Annotated in this window: 18 protein-coding genes; 11 read left to right on the top strand and 7 right to left on the bottom strand. The window is 62.4% G+C overall.

Annotated elements, in window-relative coordinates:
• Window positions 1-193: 193 nt before the first annotated feature.
• The 5 genes from WNZ15_RS17570 to WNZ15_RS17550 form a co-directional block, all read right to left on the bottom strand.
• Window positions 194-1,285, bottom strand: a complete 1,092-nt coding sequence (locus tag WNZ15_RS17570; protein ID WP_342894293.1) for a metal-dependent hydrolase — start codon at window positions 1,283-1,285, stop codon at window positions 194-196.
• A 132-nt stretch (window positions 1,286-1,417) separates the two neighbouring features.
• Entirely contained in the window at window positions 1,418-3,262 is a 1,845-nt protein-coding gene (gene ilvD, locus WNZ15_RS17565; RefSeq protein WP_342894292.1) for a dihydroxy-acid dehydratase, read from the bottom strand.
• A gap of 363 nt (window positions 3,263-3,625) precedes the next feature.
• Window positions 3,626-4,732, bottom strand: coding sequence for an alkene reductase (locus tag WNZ15_RS17560; RefSeq protein WP_342894291.1), 1,107 nt, complete (start codon window positions 4,730-4,732; stop codon window positions 3,626-3,628).
• Window positions 4,733-4,838: 106 nt separating this feature from the next.
• Window positions 4,839-5,339, bottom strand: coding sequence for a TetR/AcrR family transcriptional regulator (locus WNZ15_RS17555; protein ID WP_342894290.1), 501 nt, complete (start codon window positions 5,337-5,339; stop codon window positions 4,839-4,841).
• A gap of 212 nt (window positions 5,340-5,551) precedes the next feature.
• Window positions 5,552-6,739: an ABC transporter substrate-binding protein gene (locus tag WNZ15_RS17550; RefSeq protein ID WP_342894289.1), complete on the bottom strand. Its 1,188-nt coding sequence runs from the start codon at window positions 6,737-6,739 to the stop codon at window positions 5,552-5,554.
• A gap of 281 nt (window positions 6,740-7,020) precedes the next feature.
• On the opposite strand from WNZ15_RS17550, the gene WNZ15_RS17545 reads away from it, so the two are divergent.
• The 3 genes from WNZ15_RS17545 (at window position 7,021) to WNZ15_RS17535 (ending at window position 10,189) form a co-directional block, all read left to right on the top strand.
• Window positions 7,021-8,199 (top strand): SH3 domain-containing protein, encoded by a 1,179-nt coding sequence (locus WNZ15_RS17545; RefSeq protein ID WP_342894288.1) that lies wholly within the window; start codon window positions 7,021-7,023, stop codon window positions 8,197-8,199.
• Between the two features lie 155 nt (window positions 8,200-8,354).
• Entirely contained in the window at window positions 8,355-8,834 is a 480-nt protein-coding gene (locus WNZ15_RS17540; protein WP_342894287.1) for a hypothetical protein, read from the top strand.
• 218 nt (window positions 8,835-9,052) lie between these two features.
• Window positions 9,053-10,189 carry a lytic murein transglycosylase gene (locus WNZ15_RS17535; RefSeq protein ID WP_342894378.1) on the top strand — a complete coding sequence of 379 codons (1,137 nt, stop codon included), beginning with the start codon at window positions 9,053-9,055 and terminating at the stop codon, window positions 10,187-10,189.
• Between the two features lie 145 nt (window positions 10,190-10,334).
• Here the strand turns inward: WNZ15_RS17535 and WNZ15_RS17530 are convergent, their stop codons facing one another.
• Both WNZ15_RS17530 and WNZ15_RS17525 read right to left on the bottom strand, forming a co-directional pair.
• Entirely contained in the window at window positions 10,335-10,895 is a 561-nt protein-coding gene (locus tag WNZ15_RS17530) for a cupin domain-containing protein (RefSeq protein ID WP_342894286.1), read from the bottom strand.
• A 40-nt stretch (window positions 10,896-10,935) separates the two neighbouring features.
• A complete protein-coding gene (locus WNZ15_RS17525) occupies window positions 10,936-11,640 on the bottom strand; it encodes a metal-dependent hydrolase (RefSeq protein ID WP_342894285.1) in 705 nt (234 codons plus the stop codon).
• Window positions 11,641-11,967: 327 nt separating this feature from the next.
• Here WNZ15_RS17525 and WNZ15_RS17520 point away from each other — a divergent pair, with 327 nt between their 5' ends.
• The 8 genes from WNZ15_RS17520 to topA all read left to right on the top strand — a co-directional run bounded on the left by WNZ15_RS17520 (window position 11,968) and on the right by topA (window position 23,225).
• Window positions 11,968-14,373, top strand: coding sequence for an EAL domain-containing protein (locus WNZ15_RS17520; protein WP_342894284.1), 2,406 nt, complete (start codon window positions 11,968-11,970; stop codon window positions 14,371-14,373).
• A gap of 68 nt (window positions 14,374-14,441) precedes the next feature.
• Entirely contained in the window at window positions 14,442-14,930 is a 489-nt protein-coding gene (gene ruvX, locus WNZ15_RS17515) for a Holliday junction resolvase RuvX (RefSeq protein WP_342894283.1), read from the top strand.
• 88 nt (window positions 14,931-15,018) lie between these two features.
• Window positions 15,019-15,945: an AEC family transporter gene (locus tag WNZ15_RS17510; RefSeq protein WP_342894282.1), complete on the top strand. Its 927-nt coding sequence runs from the start codon at window positions 15,019-15,021 to the stop codon at window positions 15,943-15,945.
• A 144-nt stretch (window positions 15,946-16,089) separates the two neighbouring features.
• Entirely contained in the window at window positions 16,090-17,055 is a 966-nt protein-coding gene (locus tag WNZ15_RS17505; protein ID WP_342894281.1) for an aspartate carbamoyltransferase catalytic subunit, read from the top strand.
• A 12-nt stretch (window positions 17,056-17,067) separates the two neighbouring features.
• Complete coding sequence (locus WNZ15_RS17500; RefSeq protein ID WP_342894280.1) at window positions 17,068-18,369, top strand: dihydroorotase; 1,302 nt, start codon at window positions 17,068-17,070, stop codon at window positions 18,367-18,369.
• Window positions 18,370-18,544: 175 nt separating this feature from the next.
• The gene (gene plsY / locus WNZ15_RS17495) at window positions 18,545-19,210 is read left to right on the top strand and encodes a glycerol-3-phosphate 1-O-acyltransferase PlsY (protein ID WP_342894279.1); all 666 of its coding nucleotides are present in this window, start codon (window positions 18,545-18,547) and stop codon (window positions 19,208-19,210) included.
• Complete coding sequence (gene dprA / locus WNZ15_RS17490) at window positions 19,207-20,346, top strand: DNA-processing protein DprA (protein WP_342894278.1); 1,140 nt, start codon at window positions 19,207-19,209, stop codon at window positions 20,344-20,346. The genes plsY and dprA overlap by 4 nt, the downstream gene beginning before the upstream one ends.
• 188 nt (window positions 20,347-20,534) lie before the next feature.
• Entirely contained in the window at window positions 20,535-23,225 is a 2,691-nt protein-coding gene (gene topA / locus WNZ15_RS17485) for a type I DNA topoisomerase (RefSeq protein WP_342894277.1), read from the top strand.
• The last annotated feature ends 54 nt before the right edge of the window (window positions 23,226-23,279 follow it).

Here is a 23,279-nt window from a genome sequence, read left to right as displayed (position 1 = left end):
CAAAATTCTGCATATTTCTTCATCAACCAGGTCCGTTCCCAGACCGGCCGCGGACAAAAAACAAGCACCTGAAAAACAATGCCTAATTTTGGAAATCACCTGATGCCGTCGCTCAGAAGCTAGGAGGAGGCTCTGAAATCGTGCTCAAAATTGGGGCACGCTCCAGATTCTCAGAGCGGGTCTTTCGTCCTTTTCAGCCTGCAGCCGGTCCACCCGATGAACAGCTGGCGACCACATTGTCGCCGGACAGGTCCGGGAGATCCGCTTCGGCGCGCCGAATGCCCGACCTGCCCTGCAAGCGGGCCTGGAGCCAGGCCCAGTCGCCCTCCTCCACCCGGACGGTATCCAGCAGCCGTTCCGGGCCGGCGGGCCGAATGCCGGCGTCGCCCATCTCCCCAATGACGAACCGGAAGGCATAGCCCGGTGTCAAACCCATGCGCAGATCGGACAGGACGACGTTGCCGTCAATCAGGTCTGTTGTGAAAAACCCGCGGCTGAACCAGTTCAGTTTTTGAAATGAACCGGTTTCCTCAAGGCAGGACAGCAGCTCCGGATTTCGAGGATGGGTGTAGATTTCCGCCGGACCTGGTCCGTCCAGCAGCGAAATATACAGGTTGTCATAGCTGTCTTCCCGAAGTCCGATCACTTTCCAGACAAGGATGTTGAGGGGTGTGGCGAGTGCGTAGATCTCGTCCGGAGGGGTGCCGTTTTCAAGGAAGATCCGGTTTGCTTTCCAGGTCACGAACTGCTGGATCACGGCGCTCAGGGCAAGGTAACCGGTCGACACGACCAGAGCGGCGGCGACCCAGTTCCGAAGACGCGGCGTCCACGTCTTTTTGAAGAGAGACCACACCACCACCGCCAGCAACGGCAGGGTGTAAAGCGGGTCGATGATGAACACGGAGCCTATGCCCACCGGATCGGAATAGACCGGCCAGAAGATCCGCGTCCCGTAGACCGTCATGGTATCGATGATCGCATGGGTCGACAGGCACAGGAACACGGCCGTCCAGACCAGCCAGCGATGCGCGCGCAGGCCCCTGAAGAGACGCAGCAGCCCCTCCCCCAGGATCGGTGTGGCAAGAGCATGCACGAAGACCGAATGGGTCCAGCCCCGGTGGTAGACGAAGCTGTCGACTGGATCATCGAACGGAATGAACACGTCCAGATCCGGCAGAGTGCCGAGTGCGCCGCCGACAAGAGCGGCTTTGCGGGGGCCGATTTTCCTGCCGAGGAGTGCGGTGGAAACGGCAGCGCCGAGCACGAATTGGGTAAGAGAATCCATCGCAGAACCGTAGCATGATCGATTGGGAAAGTGCGCCGTCATGTGCGGCAGGGCCGAAGACGCGGCCCTGCCCTGAAACGGAACAGGCGGGTCTCGAAACCCGCCTGTTCAAGCAAAAACATGCTTTGAAACTCAGTCCACTTCGCGGACCGCGCCTTTCGAAGCGCTGGTGGCCATTTTGGCGTAGGCGCGCAGCGCCTTTGTCACCTTGCGGGTGCGTTTCTCGACGGGTTTCCAGGCAGCTTCGCCCCTGGCATCCATCTCCGCCCGCCGCCGGGCAAGTTCGCCGTCGGACAGGTCCACCTTCAACACCCGGTTCGGGATGTCGATAACGATCATGTCGCCGTCTTCCACCAGACCGACGGCACCGCCCTCTGCGGCTTCCGGCGAAATATGGCCGATGGAGAGCCCCGAGGACCCACCCGAGAAACGTCCGTCGGTGACCAGGGCGCAGGCCTTGCCGAGGCCCTTCGACTTGAGATAGCTGGTCGGATAGAGCATTTCCTGCATGCCGGGGCCGCCGCGCGGGCCCTCGTAGCGGATCAGCACCACGTCGCCCTCCTTGACCTTGTTGGTCAGGATCGCGGAGACGGCGCTGTCCTGGCTTTCGAAGATACGCGCCGGGCCGGAAAACTTCAGGATGCTCTCGTCGACGCCCGCCGTCTTCACCACGCAGCCGTCCTTGGCGATGTTGCCGTAAAGCACCGCCAGTCCGCCATCCTTGCTGTAGGCATGGTCAAGTTCGCGAATGACACCGGACTTCCGGTCCAGATCGAGGTCATCCCAGCGCCGTTCCTGGCTGAAGGCCACCTGGGTCGGCACACCACCCGGTGCGGCACTGAAAAACCGGTGCACGCTTTCGGAATTGGTCTGGCGGATGTCCCAGCGGGCCAGTGCTTCCTTCATGGTCGATGCATGGACCGTCGGCACGTCCGCATGCAGCAGTCCCGCGCGGTCGAGTTCACCGAGGATCGACATGATGCCGCCGGCACGGTGCACGTCCTCCATGTGAATGTTCTCGACCGCCGGAGCGACCTTGCACAGGACAGGCACGCTTTTGGACAGGCGGTCGATGTCATCGATGGTGAAGCCGATTTCGCCCTCGTGGGAGGCCGCAAGCAGATGCAGGATGGTGTTGGTCGAACCGCCCATCGAGATGTCGAGGCTCATGGCGTTTTCGAACGCCTTGAAACTGGCGATGTTGCGCGGCAGAACGCTTTCGTCGTCCTGTTCGTAGTAGCGCTTGGCCAGATCGACGATCAGGTGGCCCGCTTCCACAAAGAGACGCTCGCGGTCGGCATGGGTGGCCAGTGTCGAGCCGTTGCCCGGCAGCGACAGGCCCAGCGCCTCGGTCAGGCAGTTCATGGAATTGGCGGTGAACATGCCGGAACACGAGCCGCATGTCGGACAGGCATTTTGTTCCAGCGCGAGAACATCGGCATCGGACATGCGGTCGTCGGCTGCCGCCACCATGGCATCGACCAGATCGACCGATTTCTCGACACCGTTTTCAAGAACCACCTTGCCGGCTTCCATGGGACCGCCGGAAACGAACACCACCGGAATGTTCAGCCGCATGGCGGCGTTCAGCATGCCCGGCGTGATCTTGTCGCAATTGGAAATACAGACCAGCGCATCGGCGCAATGGCCGTTGACCATATACTCGACCGAGTCGGAAATGACCTCGCGCGAGGGCAGCGAATAGAGCATGCCGTCATGGCCCATGGCGATGCCGTCATCGACCGCGATGGTGTTGAATTCCTTGGCGACACCGCCGGCTTTTTCCACTTCCCGCGCAACCAGCTGACCCAGGTCCTTCAGGTGAACATGACCGGGAACAAACTGTGTGAAGGAATTGGAGATCGCGATGATCGGCTTGCCGAAATCGTTGTCCTTCATGCCCGTGGCGCGCCACAGGCCGCGCGCGCCGGCCATGTTGCGACCATGGGTCGACGTTCTGGAACGATAAGGGGGCATAGTGGTCTCTCCCTACATGTGCTGACCGCTCTCGGGTACCGGCCTTCCTTAGCAAGCCGGTCCGGAGAGCTTACCGCGCCCGAATGTAACTCTGTCGGAGGGTTTGACAGGTTTTTCGATCCGGCGAAAGGGCGGATTGAAGGAAAAGTGTACGCTCCGGTACGGTTGCCTTGATGCCGCCGCCCCGAACCGGCTCACCGAAGCGGACCGCGGGCGCGGCCCCCTGAAACTGCCAGGCAGGTCATGACCGCCTGGAAAGAGAAAGCCGGTGCAGACCCGAGGATCGGCACCGGCTGTCCTTCGGGCCGCATGGACAGTGTGGATGTCAGCCGGCCCGAAACCCAGATCGCTCGTCCGGCTTCCTTATTCGGCCGCCTCCGCACTTTCCGCGAGAGACGGGTAGTCCGTGTAGCCATGCGCACCGCCGCCGTAGAGCGTGTCCGTGTCCAACTCGTTCAGCGGCGCATCCTTCTGGAGCCTGTCGACGAGATCCGGATTGGAAATGAAGGGCCGGCCGAAGGCGACGAGGTCGAGCCTCCCGCTCGCCACGGCATCTATCGCGGTTGCCCGGTCATATCCGTTGTTGCCCATATGTGCGCCGTCGAACAGTCCGTAGAGCGCCGAGAGATCGCCTCCCTCGGGAATGTCGCGCGATCCGCCGGTCTGGCCTTCGACCAGATGCAGATAAGCCAGCCTGTAGCCGTTGAGCAGCCTGATCGCATGGGAGAAGGTCGCCTGCGGATCGCTATCGGCACTGTCGTTTGCACCGGAGAACGGACTGAGGCGTACACCGACCCGATCCCCTCCCCAGACACCGACGACCGCGTCCATCACTTCTTTCAGGAACCGGGCGCGGTTTTCGATCGGGCCGCCGTAAGTGTCATCGCGCTTGTTGGATCCGTCACGCAGGAACTGGTCGATCAGGTAACCGTTCGCCGCATGAACCTCGATGCCGTCGAACCCTGCCTTTTTGGCATTTTCGGCCGCCTTGCGATAATCCTCGACAATGCCCGGGATCTCGCTTGCCTCAAGGGCCCGCGGGGTCGGTGTGTCGACAAACTGGGTACCGTCAAAGGTTTTGGAGGCGGCAGCGATCGCGGACGGGGCGACCGGGTCCACGCCATCCGGCTGCAGGACCGGATGTGAAATCCGGCCGACATGCCAAAGCTGGATGACGATCTTGCCGCCCTTGGCATGAACAGCATCGGTCACCTTTTTCCACCCCGCCACCTGGGCATCGGAGTAGATGCCCGGCGTCCAGGCATAGCCCTTGCCCTGGGGCGAGATCTGGGAAGCTTCGGTGATGATGAGACCCGCGCCGGCGCGTTGCTCATAGTATTCCACGGTCAGGTCATGCGGCGCATCGTCTTCGGGCCGCGCCCGATTGCGTGTGAGCGGGGCCATGACGACACGGTTTGAAAGCGCGATGGCCCCCGCCGTGAAGGGCGTAAAAAGTTTGACTTCCGACATGATCACTCATCCTTCTGACTGTCATTGACTTGGTTGTTGTTTCCGGACCCTTCAGTCCAAAATTAGACGCAAGTGTTTCCGGAGTGCGTTTTGAGAAACAGGACGGTCAGGGAGAAAGCACCGACCTGGCTTGTTGAAGGGTTCTGTCGATCCTGTCCGCGGGGACCCCGGCCTTGCGCAGCGCGAGCGTCCCGATCGCCAGGGAGGAATAGGCGCTTGCCCTGTCACGGACCGCATCCGGGTTATCGGGGTCGATCGCCCTGGCAAACAATTCCTCGATACTTTCAAGGTGACGGCGTCCGATCGCGGCCACCTTCTCATCGTGCGGAGCAAGTTCGGTGATGCAATTGACCAGCAGGCACCCTCTCGGACCCCCGTTCGGATCCGAAAGCGCCTGCATCATTGCAGCCACCGCGTCGCCTTCCGCGGTATCCGCGACCTCCTTCAGGTTCCTGAGCCCGTTTCTGGAATAGTGTTCCAGGGCTCGAAGGAACAACGTCTGCTTGCTGTCGAAGGTTCCGTAGAAACTCGAGCGGCTCAAGCCCATGGCCCCGGTCAGGTCATCCAGGGACGTGGCCTCGAAGCCTTTCTGCCAGAAGACACGCATCGCCGCGTCCAGAGCCGCCGCTTCGTCGAAGCTGCGCGGACGACCGGGTCCGGGAGTGCGCCTGGTTGCGCCTCCGCTATTTGATCCCGCATGTGCCTCTGTCTCGGTCATGTCCCTGATATGGACCGCGAGGTCCAGAATGCAAGAGAGCCGGCAGATGTTTCTGGACCGAGCGTTTCAGAAAGACCGGAGACCGTGGTGCCGCGGCCCGGTCACATCCGGCAGGACCCGGCAAAGGCGTCGCCGACATCGTCGAACACCCGGGCGACGGCCTCCATCTCGTAAAGCCGGCTTGTGCGCCGGACACCTTCGACCAGATAAAAGTCCTGGATCGGAAACTGGTTGGAATTGAACCGGAAATCGCCACGAACGCTTTCGAACGGCGCCGCACTGATCGCGGACAGCAGGGCCTCCATGTCCTTGATACCGCCGGTCAATTCCAGGGCGAAGTGAATCAGCTTGCCCGCATCGTAGCCCTGAGCGGCATAGACCGACGGTGCATAACTGTAGGCCCGGCCGAAATCGCGCACGAACTGCTTGTTTGCCGGGTTGTCCAGATTGGGAGCCCATTGAGAGGCCGAAAACAATCCCTCCGCCATCTCGGACGTGTAAGGCAGCGACAGTGCATTCACCGTATTGGAGGACAGGAACGGAATGAGGCCTTTCAGGCCGGAGGTGTGGAACTGCTTGACCAGTTCAACGCCCATGCCGCCGGGCATGAAGACGTAGACCGCATCTGGTTCGATTTCCTCGACCTGTTTGAATTCGTCGGAAAAATCCGTGGCGCCGAGCTTGGGAAACAATTCCCGGGCGATCTGTCCCTTGAAATGCCGCCTGAAGGCGACGATGGCGTCCCGGGCCGCCTCGAAATCCGGCGCGATGGTGACCACCTGCTGATAGCCCTTCAAACTGGCGTAGCGTCCCATGGTCTCGTGGACCTGGTCATCCTGAGAGGCGGTCGAGAAGAAATAGCGACTGCAATTGCGTCCTGCGATCGGCGCCGGTCCGGAATGGGTGCCGATGAAAAGCGTCTTCGTGCGCACGATCGGATCGTGAACAGCAAGCATGACCTTGGAAAAATTCACGCCGACAATGAGATCGACGCCGTTCTGCTCGATAAGCTTCGTGGCCTGTTCGAGCGCATAGTCCGGGTCCAGCTTGTCGTCGACCTCGAGAACGTTGGTCGGCAGGCCGCCAAGCGCTCCATTCGATTGCTGAACCGCAAGCATGAAGCCGTCCCGCATGTGCTGGCCGTAAATGGCCGCCGGTCCCGACAGGGTGGCCATCAGGCCGATCTTCAGTTCCGGAATGTCCTGGGCAACAGTCTGGCCGGCGACGACAAGGCCGGCCGCAGCGCCTGCCAGGAGAGAGAAAAAGTGCGAAAGCCCGCGTTTCATCATGATCTGCCCGTTCAATATTGCGCCGAAGAACCGATCCCGACCGGCCCGGCACGCCCGCGGCCGGTCTTTGAGCCGGACGACTTTCGGCCATTATGGCAAACAACGGTTAGGCTTTTGCAAACGGCAGGCGACTTGCCGCAAACCCGATCACATCCCTGTCATATTTTCCCGAAATTTCCCCAGAGCCGCCGCAATCCGGCCCGTGTCGCGACGCAATGGCGAAGGTTAATACACTCCTGTCCGCTTCAAGCGCGCCCCAACCGCACCACAAGGAGGGTTTCATGTATTTTGTACCCGTGTCAGCCGCGGCTTGCGACAAATTCCACGCCACCGGTCCAGCCCCTGTCCCGGAGACGACGCCCAAAACCGGTCTGAAACTGGTTACCGGACCCATGGCCTCCCCCGACGTTTTCCCGGCGGCTTCCCCTTACGGGCCGAAGATCTTCCCGGAAACACTCGCCGCGCGGATCCTGGATCTGCATGCGGGCGCAGAGGACGAAAACGCGACGACCTGCCGACCTCCCCGGCTCGCGGACGGCCCGGAAGATTCAGAAGATGTAGAAGGTTCGGAAACCTCGGGCGCTCATGATTTCGACATGCAGGGAATTCTCAGGCGTCACGCGCAGACGGATCCATCCGAAGCTCCCTTGCCGGAAGTGCCCGATACGGCGCCGGCCGCCATCCATCGCCGGCCCGGTATCAAGGTCGTGCTCGCAGGCACTCTTGCGATTGCGGCGGCTGGCACCGCCGTTCTGTTGGGCATCGGCGGTTTTTCCGGCAGCACTTCAGGAACCCTGACAGTCATCCCCCAGGACATCGCGGTAAATCCGACAATCGAGGGGCTGATCGCAGCCGACGTCTCCACCCGGCAGAACGCGCGCACCGACGGCCCGAGCCCGGCGCAGATCGCCAACGCGAAGATCCGCATCCAGGAAGCTTTTGCCGGCTCCGTGGTCAATCGGCCGGGGATCGAGGAGACAAGCAAGATCCAGGCGCGGCTGACCTTGCCCCGGCAGGTTGCAGGCCAAACCGCCACGCCGCCTTCGCTCCGGTCTATTGCGACGGACGCGGCCCCCGGTACACCCACGCAGGTCGCCACCTTGTCCCGGCAGACAGAACTGCCCGAACAGGAACCGGTAGCCGCGGGTTCCGGCCAGGTCCCTCCTTCGGCACCCGCTGTTGCCGACGACGCCTTCAGCACCACGAAGACGGCCCCGCCCCTTGAGGCAGCCTCCCCGGCCCCTGCCACCTACCCCAACACCGGCACCTACCCCAACACGGGCACGATCACCGCTTCGGTCAATCTTCGGCAATCGGACGACAATGATGCGGCCGTTCTGGCGGTTGTCCCGGCAGGCACAAGCGTGACCTACGATAGCTGCGGAACCTGGTGGTGCGGCATCGCCTATCAGGGGCAGCGGGGATTTGTCGGCCGGTCGTTCCTTGAAAAGGCACAGTGACTTCGGACACATTGTCCCGATACCGGTAGAACGTTGTTAAGCGCAACCCGCTAGAATGCGCGCATTCCGGGCCCCCGCCGCGATCACCAAGGCGGGAGGCTTCCTGTTCATTCCGGTTGCTGCCCGGTTGCTGCATTGCCGACAGGAGACAGTTCATGGCTTGCCGATCCCGCGCCCGCACCCTCGCGATTGCACTCGTGGCCTCAAGTGCCGGAGCACCGGCAGCCCTGGCGGACGGCACCGACTGCGTCATTTACGCCACCGACTACGCCAACGCCCGTATGGGCAGCGGCGACATGGTTGGCGACGCGGTGTCCGGCGGCATGACCGGCGCGGTTGCAGGTGGCGCCTGGCGCGGCCCCGGCGGCGCCCGCCGCGGTGCGCGCGCCGGTGGCGCCCTCGGCGTTCTGGACAATCTCGGCTCCCTGCCCGGCGGCTGGCAGGCACTCTACGACATGGCCTATCAGATGTGTCAGCAGCAGACCTCCGGCGCCGCGGCCGCGCCCTACTATCCCGAGCCCGGCCTGGCACCTTCCGGTTCCGATTGCCGCTCATCAGCCAGCGTCAACGCGCCCCTGAGACGTACGCCCGAAGGCGGCATCATCGCGGGTTCGGGCATGGGCGACTGCCGGTAGAACCTCCCTGCTGATCGGCCAGTGCCGGCACACTGCCTCGTGGAAGACCCCTGGAAAGGCCTGTGAACGGTTGACCTTGAGCGCGAAGCACAGTCAACTGTGGCCGATTTTTTCAGGCTTCGGCCTGCCTCTCGCATTCAGAACGACAGGACTTTTTCATGATGAGCCGTGCCCGCCTTTTCCCGACCTCCGCAATTGCCGTCCTGACCGGCCTGCTGATGTCTCCGGTACCCGCCCTGGCCCAGCAATGCGGTGGCGATTTCGGGCAGTTCCTGGAGGGTGTCAAACAGGAAGCTGTCTCCAAAGGGCTTTCTGCGCAGGCAGCCGACCGGACGCTGGCCGGCGCCCGGATCGACCGCAAGGTTCTGTCGAGCGACCGGGCCCAGGGTGTCTTCAAGATGACTTTCCTGGATTTCTCCAAGCGCGTCATTTCCGGCTACCGCATGAAAAACGGCGCCGCCAACATGAAGAAATACGCCGGTGTGTTTCAGCGCGAAGAGGCGCAATACGGCGTCCCCGCCCCGGTCATCACCGCGTTCTGGGCCCTGGAGACCGACTTCGGCGCCGTTCAGGGCGATTTCAATACGGTCAATGCGCTGGCGACGCTGGCCCATGATTGCCGCCGGCCGCATCTGTTCCGGCCGCAACTGATCGCGGCCATCGAAATGGTCCAGCACGGCGATCTCGATCCGCAGCGCACGACCGGCGCCTGGGCCGGTGAAATCGGCATGGTGCAGATGCTGCCCGAGGACATCATCAAGTTCGGCAAGGACGGCGACGGCGACGGCCATGTCAAGCTGAAGGAAAGCGCCGCCGATGCGATCATGACCGCCGGGGCCTTCATCCAGCATCTCGGCTGGCGCCGAGGCGAGCCGTGGCTCCAGGAAGTGGTGGTTCCGCAAAGCCTCGACTGGGCGGCAACGGGTCTCAACAAGACCCGGACCGGGGCCCAGTGGGCATCGCTTGGCGTACAGCCGCGCTGGGGGCAGATTTCCGGCAATCTCCCGGCTTCCCTGCTGCTGCCGCAGGGGCGCAAGGGTCCGGCCTTCCTTGCCTATCCGAACTACAACATCTATCTGGAATGGAACCAGTCGTTCATCTACACCACCACGGCCGCCTATTTCGCGACACGGCTGGCAGGCGCGCCGGTTTACAGTCAGGGCAACCCGGAACCGGGCCTGAACGACGCGCAGATGAAGCAGCTTCAGACCAAACTCAGCAACCAGGGCTACGATGTCGGCAAGATCGACGGTATTCTGGGCTCGGGCACCCGCGCCGCCATTCAGGATGTCCAGCAGAAGCTCGGCATGCCCGCAGACGCTTGGCCCACTCCGGCATTGCTGAACAGGCTCTAGGTTTGTTGGCGGGGTCCAACTGGACCCGAGCATCTTGCCCGCGTGCCACTGAACGCGGGCAAGTTGTTCCAGTCACGGCATCGAACTGCCGGCATCACCACGGCCCGCATCGGTCAGGCATGCGGGCGATGAGGCTGGAAAGCGCCTATTCGACCTTGGCCTTGTCGTCCCCGGGCGCCGGCTCCAGTACGGTCGGCTTGCCCTCGTCTCCCAGCAGGAACACCGCTAGGATCTTCGCCGGCACGGCGCCGGTGTTTTCGCCGCGATGGGTCACATCCATGGCTTCCAGGATGCCCTCCCCCTCACGATAGACCTTCTTGCCGATTTCTTCGTAGGTCACCGTGATCTCGCCCTCAAGGATATAGGCGAAGAGCGGGGCGTGGTGCTGATGCCAGGCCGTGACCTCGCCCGGTGCCATGGTGATCTCGATGGCCCGGACGGAAGGGTTCTGCTGCGGAAAGGCGACTTTTTCGCCGGCCACCGTCTCGTCGCCCGCAAAGATTTCAACCACCTTTTCATAAGGTGTCGATGACGCGGCCGCCGCATCGAGCGCAGCCTTGGAACCAGGCTTTGCGGCCGGCTGCGAGGGCGCGGGCTTGCCGTCGGGCGTTATGGACTTGTCGGCCGCGAGGACCGGTCCGGAGACCAGGATGGCGGCCAGAAAGGTGGCAAGGCAAATACCAGCAGTCAGTCTGAACAGGGACATTGTCATTTCATCCGTCGTTTGTTCCGATTTCCGAGGCGACTCAAACGTCGAGGCCGGTGCCCGGTGCAATTTCCCGAATCTTATCCGCATCCGGCCCCATTGCCCCGACAAATGTATCGGCCGTCTGATCAATTATCGGAAATGTACCGAAATGACAGGGCACGATCGTGTCGAAATTGAAGAACCGCCGGCACGCCATCGCCGCGACCTTGCCGCCCATGGTGAAGCGGTCTCCGATCGGGACAATGCCGATCTGTGGCCGGTAGATCTCGTTGATGAGCCCCATGTCGGTGAAAATATCCGTGTCACCCATGTGATACAGCACTTTCTGGCCCGGCACCTCGACGATCACGCCATGCGGGTTTCCCAGGTAGATCGCTTCGCCCTCGCCCTGCTTGGAGGAGGAGTGAACAGCTGCCGTCAGCGCCACCTTGAAGGGGCCGGCATTGACCATGCCGCCCGTGTTCATCGGACTGATGTTGTCAACGCCCTGACGGGTCGCCCACATGCAGATCTCGAAATTGGCGGTGAGTTGCGCACCGGTCTTCTTCAAAATGTCGACGGCATCGCCGACATGGTCGTCGTGACCATGGGTCAGAATGACGTGGGTCACCCCCTCGGCAACCTGGTCGACACTCAGATGGTCCGGAAAAGACGGATTGCCGGACAGAAACGGATCCATGAGGATGGAGGCACCCTCGATTTCGATCTTGAAGGCGGAATGGCCATACCATGTGAGTTTCATGTGTTCATGTTACCTATGTTCGGACACGGTCCGTGTCTCATAAGAAAAGAAAAAAGGGTCCTGGAAAAGGCAAAACACCACAAGAACGCATGCAAGAGCCCGGACATCTTTCCGATTGATGGAATCCGAACCGATTTTCTGCCATAAACTACAATGCAAATTTTGCTGAGTTCTCATGGGACGACATTGTTTGATACGGTTGCGCGAAACAGGTTCCGGAATTTGCCGGGACCGCGTTCAGGTCTGTCTTTGAGTTGAAAGACACACTGACCGAAATTACTAAATGACAGTTTCTGTATCCGAGTCGGCTGGGGAGAGGATATCGGAATGAAGATCCGTAGCTATCTTGTCTTCTTCTTACTCGTCGCGACCCTCTTGCCAACGCTCATTTTCAGCCTCTGGTCCTATCGCGACGCGGTGTCGCGGGAATTCGCCGAGGTCGAGGACCGGCACCTCCTGCTCGCCCGCAAGACCAGCCTTGCTCTGGACCGTTACCAGCGCAATCTGATCACCACTTTCGAGGCCGTGAGCTCGAGCCTGGTTCTGGGCAAGAGCCCGGAGGAATTTTCCGGCCTGCTCGCCCGGCTCGATATGTGCTGCGTCTTCATCACCGACAAGTCGGACGGCAGGGTCGAAAGCAGTATCCGGACACCCGGGTCACAGATCATCAGCCAGGTTCCGGCCGACCTGTTCGCCCGGCTCGAACAGATCGCCCGGCAGGATCGCCCGGTATTCTCCAATGTCATGCTCTCGAGCGACAATCAGAATTCCATTTTCCTGGTCCGGGAACTGGAGCAACATTATGCCATCGGCCGGATCTCCCCGGACTACTTCATCAACCTCGGCAAGAACATCACCTTCGGCGAGAAAGGCCACGCTGCCATCGTCGACAAGTCGGGCTGCGTGATCGCCCACCCAAGGCAGGAATGGGTCGACAGCCGGAAGGATATCTCGGAAATCCCGACGGTCGCGCGCATGATGAACGGCGAAACCGGCATCGGGGAATTTTACTCGCCTGCGGTGAACAAGATGATGATCGCCGGTTTCACGACGGTGGCGGGCCCCGGCTGGGGCGTGATGGTGCCGCAGCCGGTTTCGGAGATCTATGAGAAGGTGGCCTGGAACCAGTCCTCCCTGTTGCTCATTGTCGCGGGTGCCGCACTGGCGACCATCGTGATCGGCTGGTTCCTGGCACGGTCCCTGTCACGACCGCTCGAAGACCTGGCGCTGGCGGCGCATACCAGCACCCGGAACCAGAAGCTGGCCCCGGTCTCCACACGCGGCAGCCTGTTCCGGTTCACCGAGATCGCCGACTTCTGCGACAGCTACAACACGATGGTCTCCCGCATGACCAGGGCTGGCGAACAGATAGAAAGGCTTGCCTACAGCGATCACGTGACTGGCTTGCCGAACCGCGATCATCTGCAAACCGTCGCCGATCCGATCCTGGCAGAAGCCAGCGACCCAGAGCGTGGCGGCATCCTCGTCTTGATCGACCTGGACAACTTCAAGGAAGTCAACGACCTGCATGGTCATCATGCCGGCGATCTTCATCTCAAGGCCTGTGCCGCGACACTTTTGCAGGTGGCTGACGGCGTGCAGGTGGATCACGGTGGTCCGGGCAGACCGTTCGCGCCGCCCCTGGTGGCCCGCATCGGGGGCGACGAATTCATCATGCTGATCCAGGGCCTGGTGTCCGATCGCCAGGTCCGGGACTTTCTGAAGTCCGTTCTGGCGGCACTTGCAGCGCCGAACGCCGACCTCAGTGTTCCTCCGAGTGCCAGCATCGGCTGCGCGCTGTTTCCCGAGCACGGCCTGCAGCTTGAAGAACTGACGAAACGTGCAGACGTCGCCATGTATCACGCCAAGCGCGCGGGAAAGAACCGCACACATGTCTATTCACCGGCGATCGACAGGCAGTCGGCGGCGGAAATCCGGCGCGATCTGGTCACGGCGATAGAAAACGACCGGCTGTGTCTGGAATACCAGCCGAAGATCTGCACGACCCGACGCAAGGTGGTCAGTGTCGAGGCGCTCGTGCGCTGGGACCATCCGGAGTTCGGGCGTCTTTTGCCCGGCTACTGGGTGCCCCTGCTCAAGGGATCGCAAGCGTTGAACCGACTGGGCGAATGGGTCACCGGACAGGCCATGCGCGACCACGCGCTGCTCGCGGCGCAAGGCCACGACCTCTGGATGTCGGTCAACATCGGTTCGAACCATTTCATTTCACCCGATTTCATCGACGCCCTCGAGTCGATCCGGTCCAGCGTGGGGTTCGAAAGCGACCGGTTGGAAATCGAAGTGACCGAAGACGCCCTGTTCACATCGGAGCAGCGCGCGCTGACGACCTTCACGCGTCTTCACGAACTGGGCTACAGGGTGTCGATCGACGATTTCGGCACCGGCTATTCGAACATCACCCGCCTTGCCGGCCTGCCGGCCGGTTACCTGAAACTCGACCATTCCCTGATCTCGGGCGCCAGTGCAGACCCGCGCGTCCGGACAATTCTTGCGTCGACCATCGACATGGCGAAAAAACTGGGATGCAAGACCATCGCGGAGGGCATCGAGACGGAAGATCAGGCCGAATTCGCGACATACCTTGGCGCAAACGGCCTGCAAGGCCGGTATTTCACCGGCAGTCTGCCGCTTACGGACCTGATGGCCTGGCTGGAACTCCAGAAAACCGACGCCGGCCACGCCTATCTGAAACCCGAATTCGTAGCGGTTTAAGGTTGGCGCCCGACCTTGCGGTTTCATTCCCGCTGGATCAAACGCGCCGGTCCTGCTAGAGCCTTGCCATGGCCAACGACCCCGCACTTTCACTTGACGACTTCCTTGCCGCCATCCCGGACAATGGCAGGCTGATCGGGCTCGATCTCGGCACCAAGACCATCGGCCTGGCCCTGTCGGACCTCGGCCGCGGCATTGCCTCGCCCATGGAGACGATCCGGCGGAAGAAGTTCACGCTGGATGCGGAAAAACTGATTGAGATCTGCGACAAGCATGTCATCGGCGGTATCGTTCTCGGCCTGCCGTTCAACATGGACGGCAGCGAGGGACCCAGGGCCCAGGCGACCCGCGCCTTCGCGCGCAACCTCTCTCAAAAGACGTCCCTGCCGATCACCTATTGGGATGAACGCCTGTCGACGGCCGCCGTCACCCGCACGCTGCTGGAGGCCGACACCAGCCGGGCAAAACGCGCCGACGTCGTCGACAAGATGGCCGCCGCCTACATTCTGCAGGGCTTCCTGGACCGACTGAGATTCATGGGGTTGGAACGGGAATAATGCGTTCCTCCGCCAGCCCCGGCGTTCACCCGACGTCCCCGCCCTGGCAGGAGACATCCGGTTTTCCGTCAATCGCGAGACCGCCCGCATGCTGACCACGCTGACCGCCCTGATGCCCGTGATCCTCGTGATCGCCTCCGGCTATCTGATCGCCCGCACCGGGCTGATCACAGGCGAGCAATGGCGCGGGGTCGAGCGGCTGGCCTATTTCGTCCTGTTTCCCGCGGTGCTGTTCCGGACCATTTCTCAGGCGGATTTCGCCAGTTTTCCGACCCTGAACATGGGCGCGAGCCTGCTGGCCTCGATCTTCGCGATGGCAGTGTTGCTGATGCTCGCCCGACCCGCCATCGAACGGGTGTGGGGGATCGATCCGGGCCGGTTCACCTCCATCTTTCAGGGAACCTTGCGCTGGAACGCCATGGTCGCGCTCGCGATCGCGGACAATGTCGCCGGCGACACCGGCCTTGCCATGCTGGCCGTCGCGATGGTGTTCATGATCCCGGTGCTCAACGTGTTGAGCATCCTGGTGCTGTCGCATTATGCCAGCGGTACCGCGCCGAGCGGCGCCAGGATCCTGAAGGACCTCGGCACCAACCCCTTCATCATCTCGATCGGCGCCGGTGTGCTTCTCAATGTCAGCGGCCTCGCGCTGCCGGGCGTGATCGACGACACGCTGGCTGTTTTCGCGCGCGCGGCCCTGCCCATCGGCATCATCTGCGTCGGCGCGGGGCTGGACCTGCGCTCGCTGCGCCGCCCGGGTCCGGCCCTGACCATGGGCACCTTCCTGCGGCCCGTCTTCATGCCGCTTCTGGCGTTCGCCTTTGCAAGCCTGTTCGGCGTCACCGGCCCGGCGCTGGCGATTGTCATCATCGCAAGTGCCGTTCCCTGCGCCAGCAACTCCTATCTGCTTGCGCGCCAAATGGGCGGCGATGCCAAGCTGATGGCGGAAATCATCACATTGCAGACCCTGGTTGCGATGGTTTCGATCCCCCTGGCGCTGCTTCTGTTCACCTGAAACCGCATCCACCGGCGGAACCGGCGCGGATTTTTGGGCGGGCGACCCGTTTTTGTCCAACCGTTCAAATAGCTCGCCAGTATGTGGACAGCGGGCATGACCTGCATTCGGTGCTTGTCAGAAACACCGATTCCCCATAAAGGGATGGTCTCGATGACCGCGACACATTCCCATCGAGAGACCCCTTTCCCCCATCGTCATTTGCTGGGCATAGAGGGACTTCACCCCCACGAAATTCTGGGCCTTCTGGACCGGGCCGAGGAAGCCGTCGAGGTTTCCCGTCAGGTCCACAAGCGCAAGCACGTCCTTGAGGGGCGCACGCAGATCAATCTGTTCTTCGAAGCTTCCACCCGGACTCAAAGCTCGTTCGAGCTGGCCGGCAAGCGGCTCGGAGCGGATGTGATGAACATGGCCGTGTCCCAGTCGTCGGTCAAGAAGGGCGAGACCCTGATCGACACCGCCGCCACGCTGAACGCAATGAACCCGGATCTTCTGGTCGTGCGCCACCATGCGGCCGGCGCGGTGCAACTCCTGGCGCGAAAGGTCAGCTGCTCGGTGGTCAATGCCGGCGACGGCCCGCACGAGCATCCGACCCAGGCTCTGCTCGATGCCCTGACCATCCGCCGTCACAAGGGCAAGATCGCGCGCCTGACGGTTGCGATCTGCGGCGACATCGCCCATTCCCGTGTTGCACGCTCGAACATCATTCTCCTGAATGCGCTCGGTGCCCGTGTGCGCGTGATCGCGCCTTCAACGCTGCTGCCGTCCGGCATCGGCAAAATGGGGGTCGAGGTCTTCCAGGACATGCGCGAAGGCCTGAAGGGCGCCGACATCGTGATGATGCTGCGCCTGCAGCGCGAACGCATGAACGGGGCCTTCATTCCCTCGGTACGCGAGTATTACCGCTATTACGGCCTCGACGCGGACAAGCTCGCCTTCGCCAGGGACGACGCGCTTGTCATGCATCCCGGTCCGATGAACCGCGGTGTCGAGATCGACCCTTCGGTTGCGGACGGCCCGCAAAGCCTGATCCGCGAACAGGTGGAAATGGGCGTGGCCGTGCGCATGGCCGTTCTGGAAGCGCTCGCGGCCAACCTGCCGAACAACTAGAGGATTGCATCCGTGGCTCCCGACACACCCAAACCTCTGGTCCTGTCCAACGCCAGGGTGATCGACCCGGCGCGCGGCCTGGACGCCGCCGGCTCGGTGATCATCGCCGACGGCACCATTCTGGCCGCCGGCCCGGAAGCCGCCAACCAGGGCACGCCCTATGGCGCAGAGGTCGTCGACTGCAAGGGCGCCATCGCCTGCCCGGGTCTCATCGACTTCTGCGTGTCGGTCGGGGAACCCGGCGCGGAACACCGTGAAACCCTGGCAAGCGCCTCGGGAGCCGCCGCCGCGGGCGGGGTCACCACGATCTGCACCATGCCCGACAGCGATCCCGTGATCGACGACCCGGCCCTGGTCGATTTCATCTTCCGGCGGGCCCGCGACACGGCCAGCGTCAACGTTCTGCCTCTGGCGGCCCTGACCAAGGGGCTGGAAGGCACCGAGATGGCGGAGATCGGGCTTTTGCAGGAAGCCGGCGCGGTCGCCTTCACCAACGGGCACAAGTCCGTCAAGAATGCCCAGGTGATGCGGCGCATCATGACCTATGCCAGGGACTTCGACGCACTGGTGATCCATCATACCGAGGATCCGGATCTGGCCGGCGGCGTCATGAACGCCGGCCTGAACGCAAGCTGGAAGGGCCTGTCCGGCGTACCGCGCGAAGCGGAGATCATCATGCTGGAACGGGACCTGCGCCTGGTCGGCATGTCCAGGGGGAAATATCACGCGAACCTGATCTCGACGTCCGACAGCGCCGATGTCATCCGCGCCGGCAAGGCGCGCGGCCTGGATATCACCGCCGGGGTCTCGATCAACCACCTCACCCACAATGAAAACGACATCGGTGCCTACCGCACCTTCTTCAAGATGTCGCCGCCGCTGCGGGACGAGGACGACCGCCAGGCGACGATCGCCGCCGTCGCGGACGGCACGATCGACATCATCTGCTCCAACCACGATCCCCAGGACGTGGAGACCAAGCGCCATCCCTGGGCGGAAGCCGAGGATGGCGCCATCGGCCTCGAAACGCTGCTCGCAGCCGCTCTCAGGCTGTACCATTCCGATCAGGTCGAGCTGATCACGCTGCTTGCCGCGATGACCTGCCGGCCCGCCGACCGGTTGGGGCTGGAGACAGGCCGTCTTACCAAGGGCGCTCCGGCGGATGTCACCGTGTTCGACCCGGACAGGCCCTGGGTCCTGGAAAAGAGCGCGATCCGGTCGCGTTCGAAGAATTCCCCCTTCGAGGACGCCCGGTTCTCCGGCAGGGTGCTGCGCACCGTGGTCGCCGGCAGGACGGTCTACACCTATGCCTGACGGCTGACGCGTTGATCCTGCCCGGCAATTTCGTCGAGGCCGGACTTGATCCGGCGATCCATGCCGCTACAGTGCCACGAACAAGACAGGTGTTTCGGTCAAGGCCATGGCATGAATGCCAGGTCCGGGCTATGGAACTTCATTTGAAAAAGCACTCACCCCGGGGAAATTTCGCGTGCCCGATCCGATCAGCTGGGAATTCGCCTGGCCCTACTATCTCGCCGCCCTCGCCTTCGGCTATCTGCTCGGATCGATTCCGTTCGGGCTGATTGTCACCCGCCTGGCCGGGCTTGGCGACATCCGCCAGATCGGTTCCGGAAACATCGGCACAACCAACGTCCTGCGCACGGGCCGGAAATCACTGGCGGCGGCCACCCTTGTCGGCGATGCGCTCAAGGGGACCGTGGCAGTTCTGATCGTCGGCACTTTCTACGGCCAGGAAATGGCTCTGATCGCGGGTCTGGGGGCTTTTCTCGGTCATCTCTTCCCGGTCTGGCTGAAGTTCAGGGGTGGCAAGGGCGTCGCCACCTATCTCGGCATTCTGCTCGGTGTCTTCTGGCCGATGTTCCTGCTGGCCGCGGCGATATGGGTCGCCATGGCCTTTGCCTTCCGCTACTCCTCTCTGTCGGCGCTGTCCATGAGCCTGCTGACCCCGGTTCTGCTGTTCCTTGTCTTCCATCACGCCCAGATGGCGGAGTTGTTCGTCGTCCTGACGGTCCTGCTCTGGGCCAAACACCACGAGAATATCGGCCGTCTCCTGCGTGGCCAGGAAAGCAAGATCGGTTCGAAGTCCAAACCCGTTCCGGACGCTGCGGCCGCGTCCGACAACGGAGACACGTGAGCGGCCCGGCGACCCGTAAAACACACCGCCTCCAAGAGGCGGAACGGCTCGCATGGCTGCGGCTAATACGCTCAGAAAATGTCGGCCCCGTTACATTCGCGGAGCTTGTCGCCCATGCGGGGACGGCGGACAGGGCGCTGGCGCTGCTTCCCGAGTTGTCCAGACGGGGCGGCGGCAAGAGCTACCGGCTCTGTACGCGCGAGGATGCGGAAGCCGAACTGGAGGCGCATGCCCGTGTTGGCGCCCGCCTGGTCGCCCTTGGCGAACCCGACTATCCCCCTCACCTGAAGCACATCGACGGGCCGCCGCCGCTGCTGTCCGTGAAGGGCGGCGACGTGACCGGCCGGGAGCGGATGCTTGCGGTCGTCGGCGCGAGGAACGCGTCTCTTTCCGGCCGGAAACTCGCGGGCCTGTTCGCGCGTGGCCTCGGCGCGGAGGGCTTTGCCATCGCGTCGGGTCTTGCCCGCGGCATCGACGCCGCGGCACATGAGGCTTCCATCGCCACAGGCACGGTCGCGGTCTTTGCCGGCGGCATAGACGTGCTCTACCCTCCCGAACACGACCGGCTTCTGGGCGCCCTTCTGGAAGCAGGCGGCGCGGTCATCAGTGAAATGCCGTTCGGCTGGAAACCACGCGGGCGGGATTTCCCCCGCCGCAACCGGCTGATTTCGGGCCTGTCTCTGGGCGTGATCATCATCGAGGCCGCCAAGGCGTCCGGCTCCCTGCACACGGCACGTTATGCCCTGGAACAGAACCGGGACATCTTCGCGGTTCCCGGCTCACCGCTCGATCCCCGTTCTGAAGGCGCGAACGGGCTGATCCGTCAGGGCGCGACGCTGGTGACATCGACCGGCGACGTCCTTGAGAGCCTTGCAGGCCGCCTCGAACCAACGTTGCCACTCGCCCCCCGGGAAATGAGAGAGACCGCGTCCCCTCTCCCGCCGGTGCCCGCGGACCCGGACACCCGGCTCAGGGACCGTGTCCTTGCAGCACTCGGACCGACCCCGGTCGATCTTGACGAATTGATCCGTTTCGCGGACGGAGATGCCCGTTCCGTCCACATCCTGCTGCTCGAACTGGAACTTGCCGGGCGCATCGAGCGGCATCGGGGCAATAAAATCTCCGCGCTGATGTGAAATGTCGATTTGTCTTGAATCTCAGTGGATAACCCGTATGTGGAGCGGGTGGCTTGACCGCAAAGAGTCAAAGGTCCATTTGACAGGCGGCGCATGATCCGTGATCGTCTGCGCCATCAGCCAAGCTGTTTCAGCACCTTCTCCACCGGACAGGGGTCTCCGTTTCCGGCAAAAAAATTTGGGTAAGAATGAACGTCGTCATTGTGGAATCGCCGGCGAAAGCCAAGACGATCAACAAATATCTCGGTCCCGACTACACGGTCCTTGCCTCCTACGGTCACGTGCGCGATCTGCCGCCGAAGGACGGCTCCGTGAAGCCTGACGACGACTTCGCGATGAGCTGGCAGGTCGATTCGAAATCCCAAAAGCGTCTGAGCGAAATCGCCGATGCGGTCAAGGATGCCGACCGCCTCATTCTCGCGACCGACCCCGACCGCGAAGGCGAAGCGATTTCCTGGCATGTTCTCGAGGTTCTGCGCAAGAAGCGTGTCCTCAAGGACAAACGCGTTGAACGCGTTGTCTTCAATGCCATCACCAAGAAGGCAATCCTGGAGGCGATGGACAATCCGCGTGAACTCGACGTGCCGCTTGTCGATGCCTATCTCGCCCGCCGGGCACTCGATTACCTGGTCGGCTTTACTCTATCGCCCGTCCTGTGGCGCAAGCTTCCCGGCGCCCGGTCCGCTGGCCGCGTGCAATCGGTCTCGCTCAGGCTGATCTGCGACCGTGAAATGGAAATCGAGGTCTTCCGCCCGCAGGAATACTGGTCGATCCTCGCCAACATGAAGACGCCGGGCGGCGACATGTTTCAGGCCGGCGTGACCGGTTTCGACGGCAAGAAGATCGGCCGGCTCGACATCGCCAACGAGGCGGACGCCACCGCGATCAGAACCATGCTGGAAAACGCCAGCTTCAAGGTCGACAGTGTGGCCTCCAAGCCGGCAAGGCGAAATCCGTCGGCCCCCTTCACCACCTCCACCCTGCAGCAGGAAGCCTCGCGCAAGCTCGGCTTTGCCGCATCGCGCACGATGCAGGTGGCGCAAAAACTCTACGAAGGCATTTCCATCGGTGGTGAGACGTCCGGTCTGATCACCTACATGCGTACCGACGGCGTGCAGATCGCCGGCGAGGCCATCGACACCGCCCGGTCCGTGATCGGCGAGGATTTCGGCAGCAAATACGTTCCCGAAAAGCCCCGACTTTATTCCACCAAGGCAAAGAATGCCCAGGAAGCGCACGAAGCCATCCGCCCGACGGACCTGTCGCGCCGCCCCAAGGATGTCGCGAGCTTTCTCGATCCGGACCAGGCCAGACTCTATGAGCTGATCTGGAAACGGACCATGGCTTCCCAGATGGAATCGGCCGTTCTGGAACGCACCACGATCGAGATTCTCGCAGATGGCTCCGGCAAGCGCGCCAACCTGCGCGCCAGCGGGTCCGTGGTTCGTTTCGACGGGTTTCTGGCACTCTACCAGGAAAGCCGCGATGACGAGGAAGACGACAATGCCAAGCGTCTGCCTGCTGTCGACGAAGGCGCGGCCCTGACCGCGGCCTCGGTAGACGACAAATCCTCCGCCATCGAATCCAGCCAGCACTTCACCACGCCGCCGCCGCGCTATACCGAAGCGAGCCTGGTGAAGAAGATGGAAGAACTCGGCATCGGCCGGCCGTCGACCTATGCCTCCACGCTGCAGACCCTGCGCGACCGCGACTATGTCGAGCTCGACAAGAAGCAGCTTGTGCCGTTGGACAAGGGCCGCATCGTGACGGCCTTTCTGGAAAGCTTCTTCCAGCGCTATGTGGAATTCGACTTCACCGCGAGCCTGGAAGAACAGCTCGACAAGATTTCGGCCGGCGAACTTACGTGGACCGACGTGTTGCGGGATTTCTGGACCGGCTTTTCGGGCGCCGTCGACGAGATCAAGGATCTGCGTGTCTCCCAGGTGATCGACTCCCTCAACGAGCTGCTTGGTCCGCATATCTTCCCGCCCAAGGAAGATGGCTCCGATCCGAGAAAGTGCCCGTCCTGCGAAGACGGCCAGCTGTCCCTGAAAGTCAGCCGCTGGGGCGCCTTCATCGGCTGCGTCAACTATCCCGAGTGCGGCTATACCCGCCAGCTGGGCAAGCCGAACGGTGAAGGCGGCGAGGCGGACGAAGGTCCGAAGGTGCTGGGACAGGACCCGGAAACGGGGCTCGACGTTTCCCTTCGCAACGGACGCTTCGGTCCCTATGTGCAGCTTGGCGAGGAAGCCAAGCCGAAACGGTCCTCGCTGCCCAAGGGCTGGTCGGCGGCCGACCTGGATCTGGACAAGGCGCTGCAACTGCTTTCGCTGCCGCGCGAAGTCGGTCCGCATCCCGAAGACGGCAAGATGATCAGTGCGGGGATCGGACGCTACGGCCCCTTCGTTCTGCATGAAGGCACCTATGCGAACCTGTCCACACCGGACGAAGTCTTTTCCGTTGGCATCAACCGGGCGGTCGATGCGCTTGCGGAGAAACGCGCCAAGGGCGGCGGTCGCCGCGGTGCTGCGGCAACGCCGCTGAAGGAGCTGGGCGAGCACCCGGACGGCGGCGGCCCCGTGAACGTGTATGACGGCCGCTACGGGCCTTATGTCAAACACGGCAAGATCAACGCCACGCTTCCCAAGGACAGCGACCCGAAGGCGATAACGCTCGAAAAGGCGCTAGAACTGATCGCGGAAAAAGCGGCCAAGAGTGGCAAGGGCAAGGCCGCGGCCAAGAAGCCGGCGGCAAAGAAAACGGCTGCAAAGAAACCGGCGGCCAAAAAGACCGCGACCAAGAAACCCGCAGCGAAGAAGACGGCCAAGACCGCTGTCGATGCATCGTCCGACGCAGTCCCCTGGGATGATGAATCTTGAACGTCAAACGGGCCAACCCGCGCAAGCATTCAACCCGCAAGCACGCCAAGGTTC

Origin of the sequence: Roseibium sp. AS2, from assembly GCF_038900065.1 — a bacterium.
Classification (GTDB): domain Bacteria; phylum Pseudomonadota; class Alphaproteobacteria; order Rhizobiales; family Stappiaceae; genus Roseibium.
This window is presented reverse-complemented; position numbering and strand designations above follow the sequence as displayed.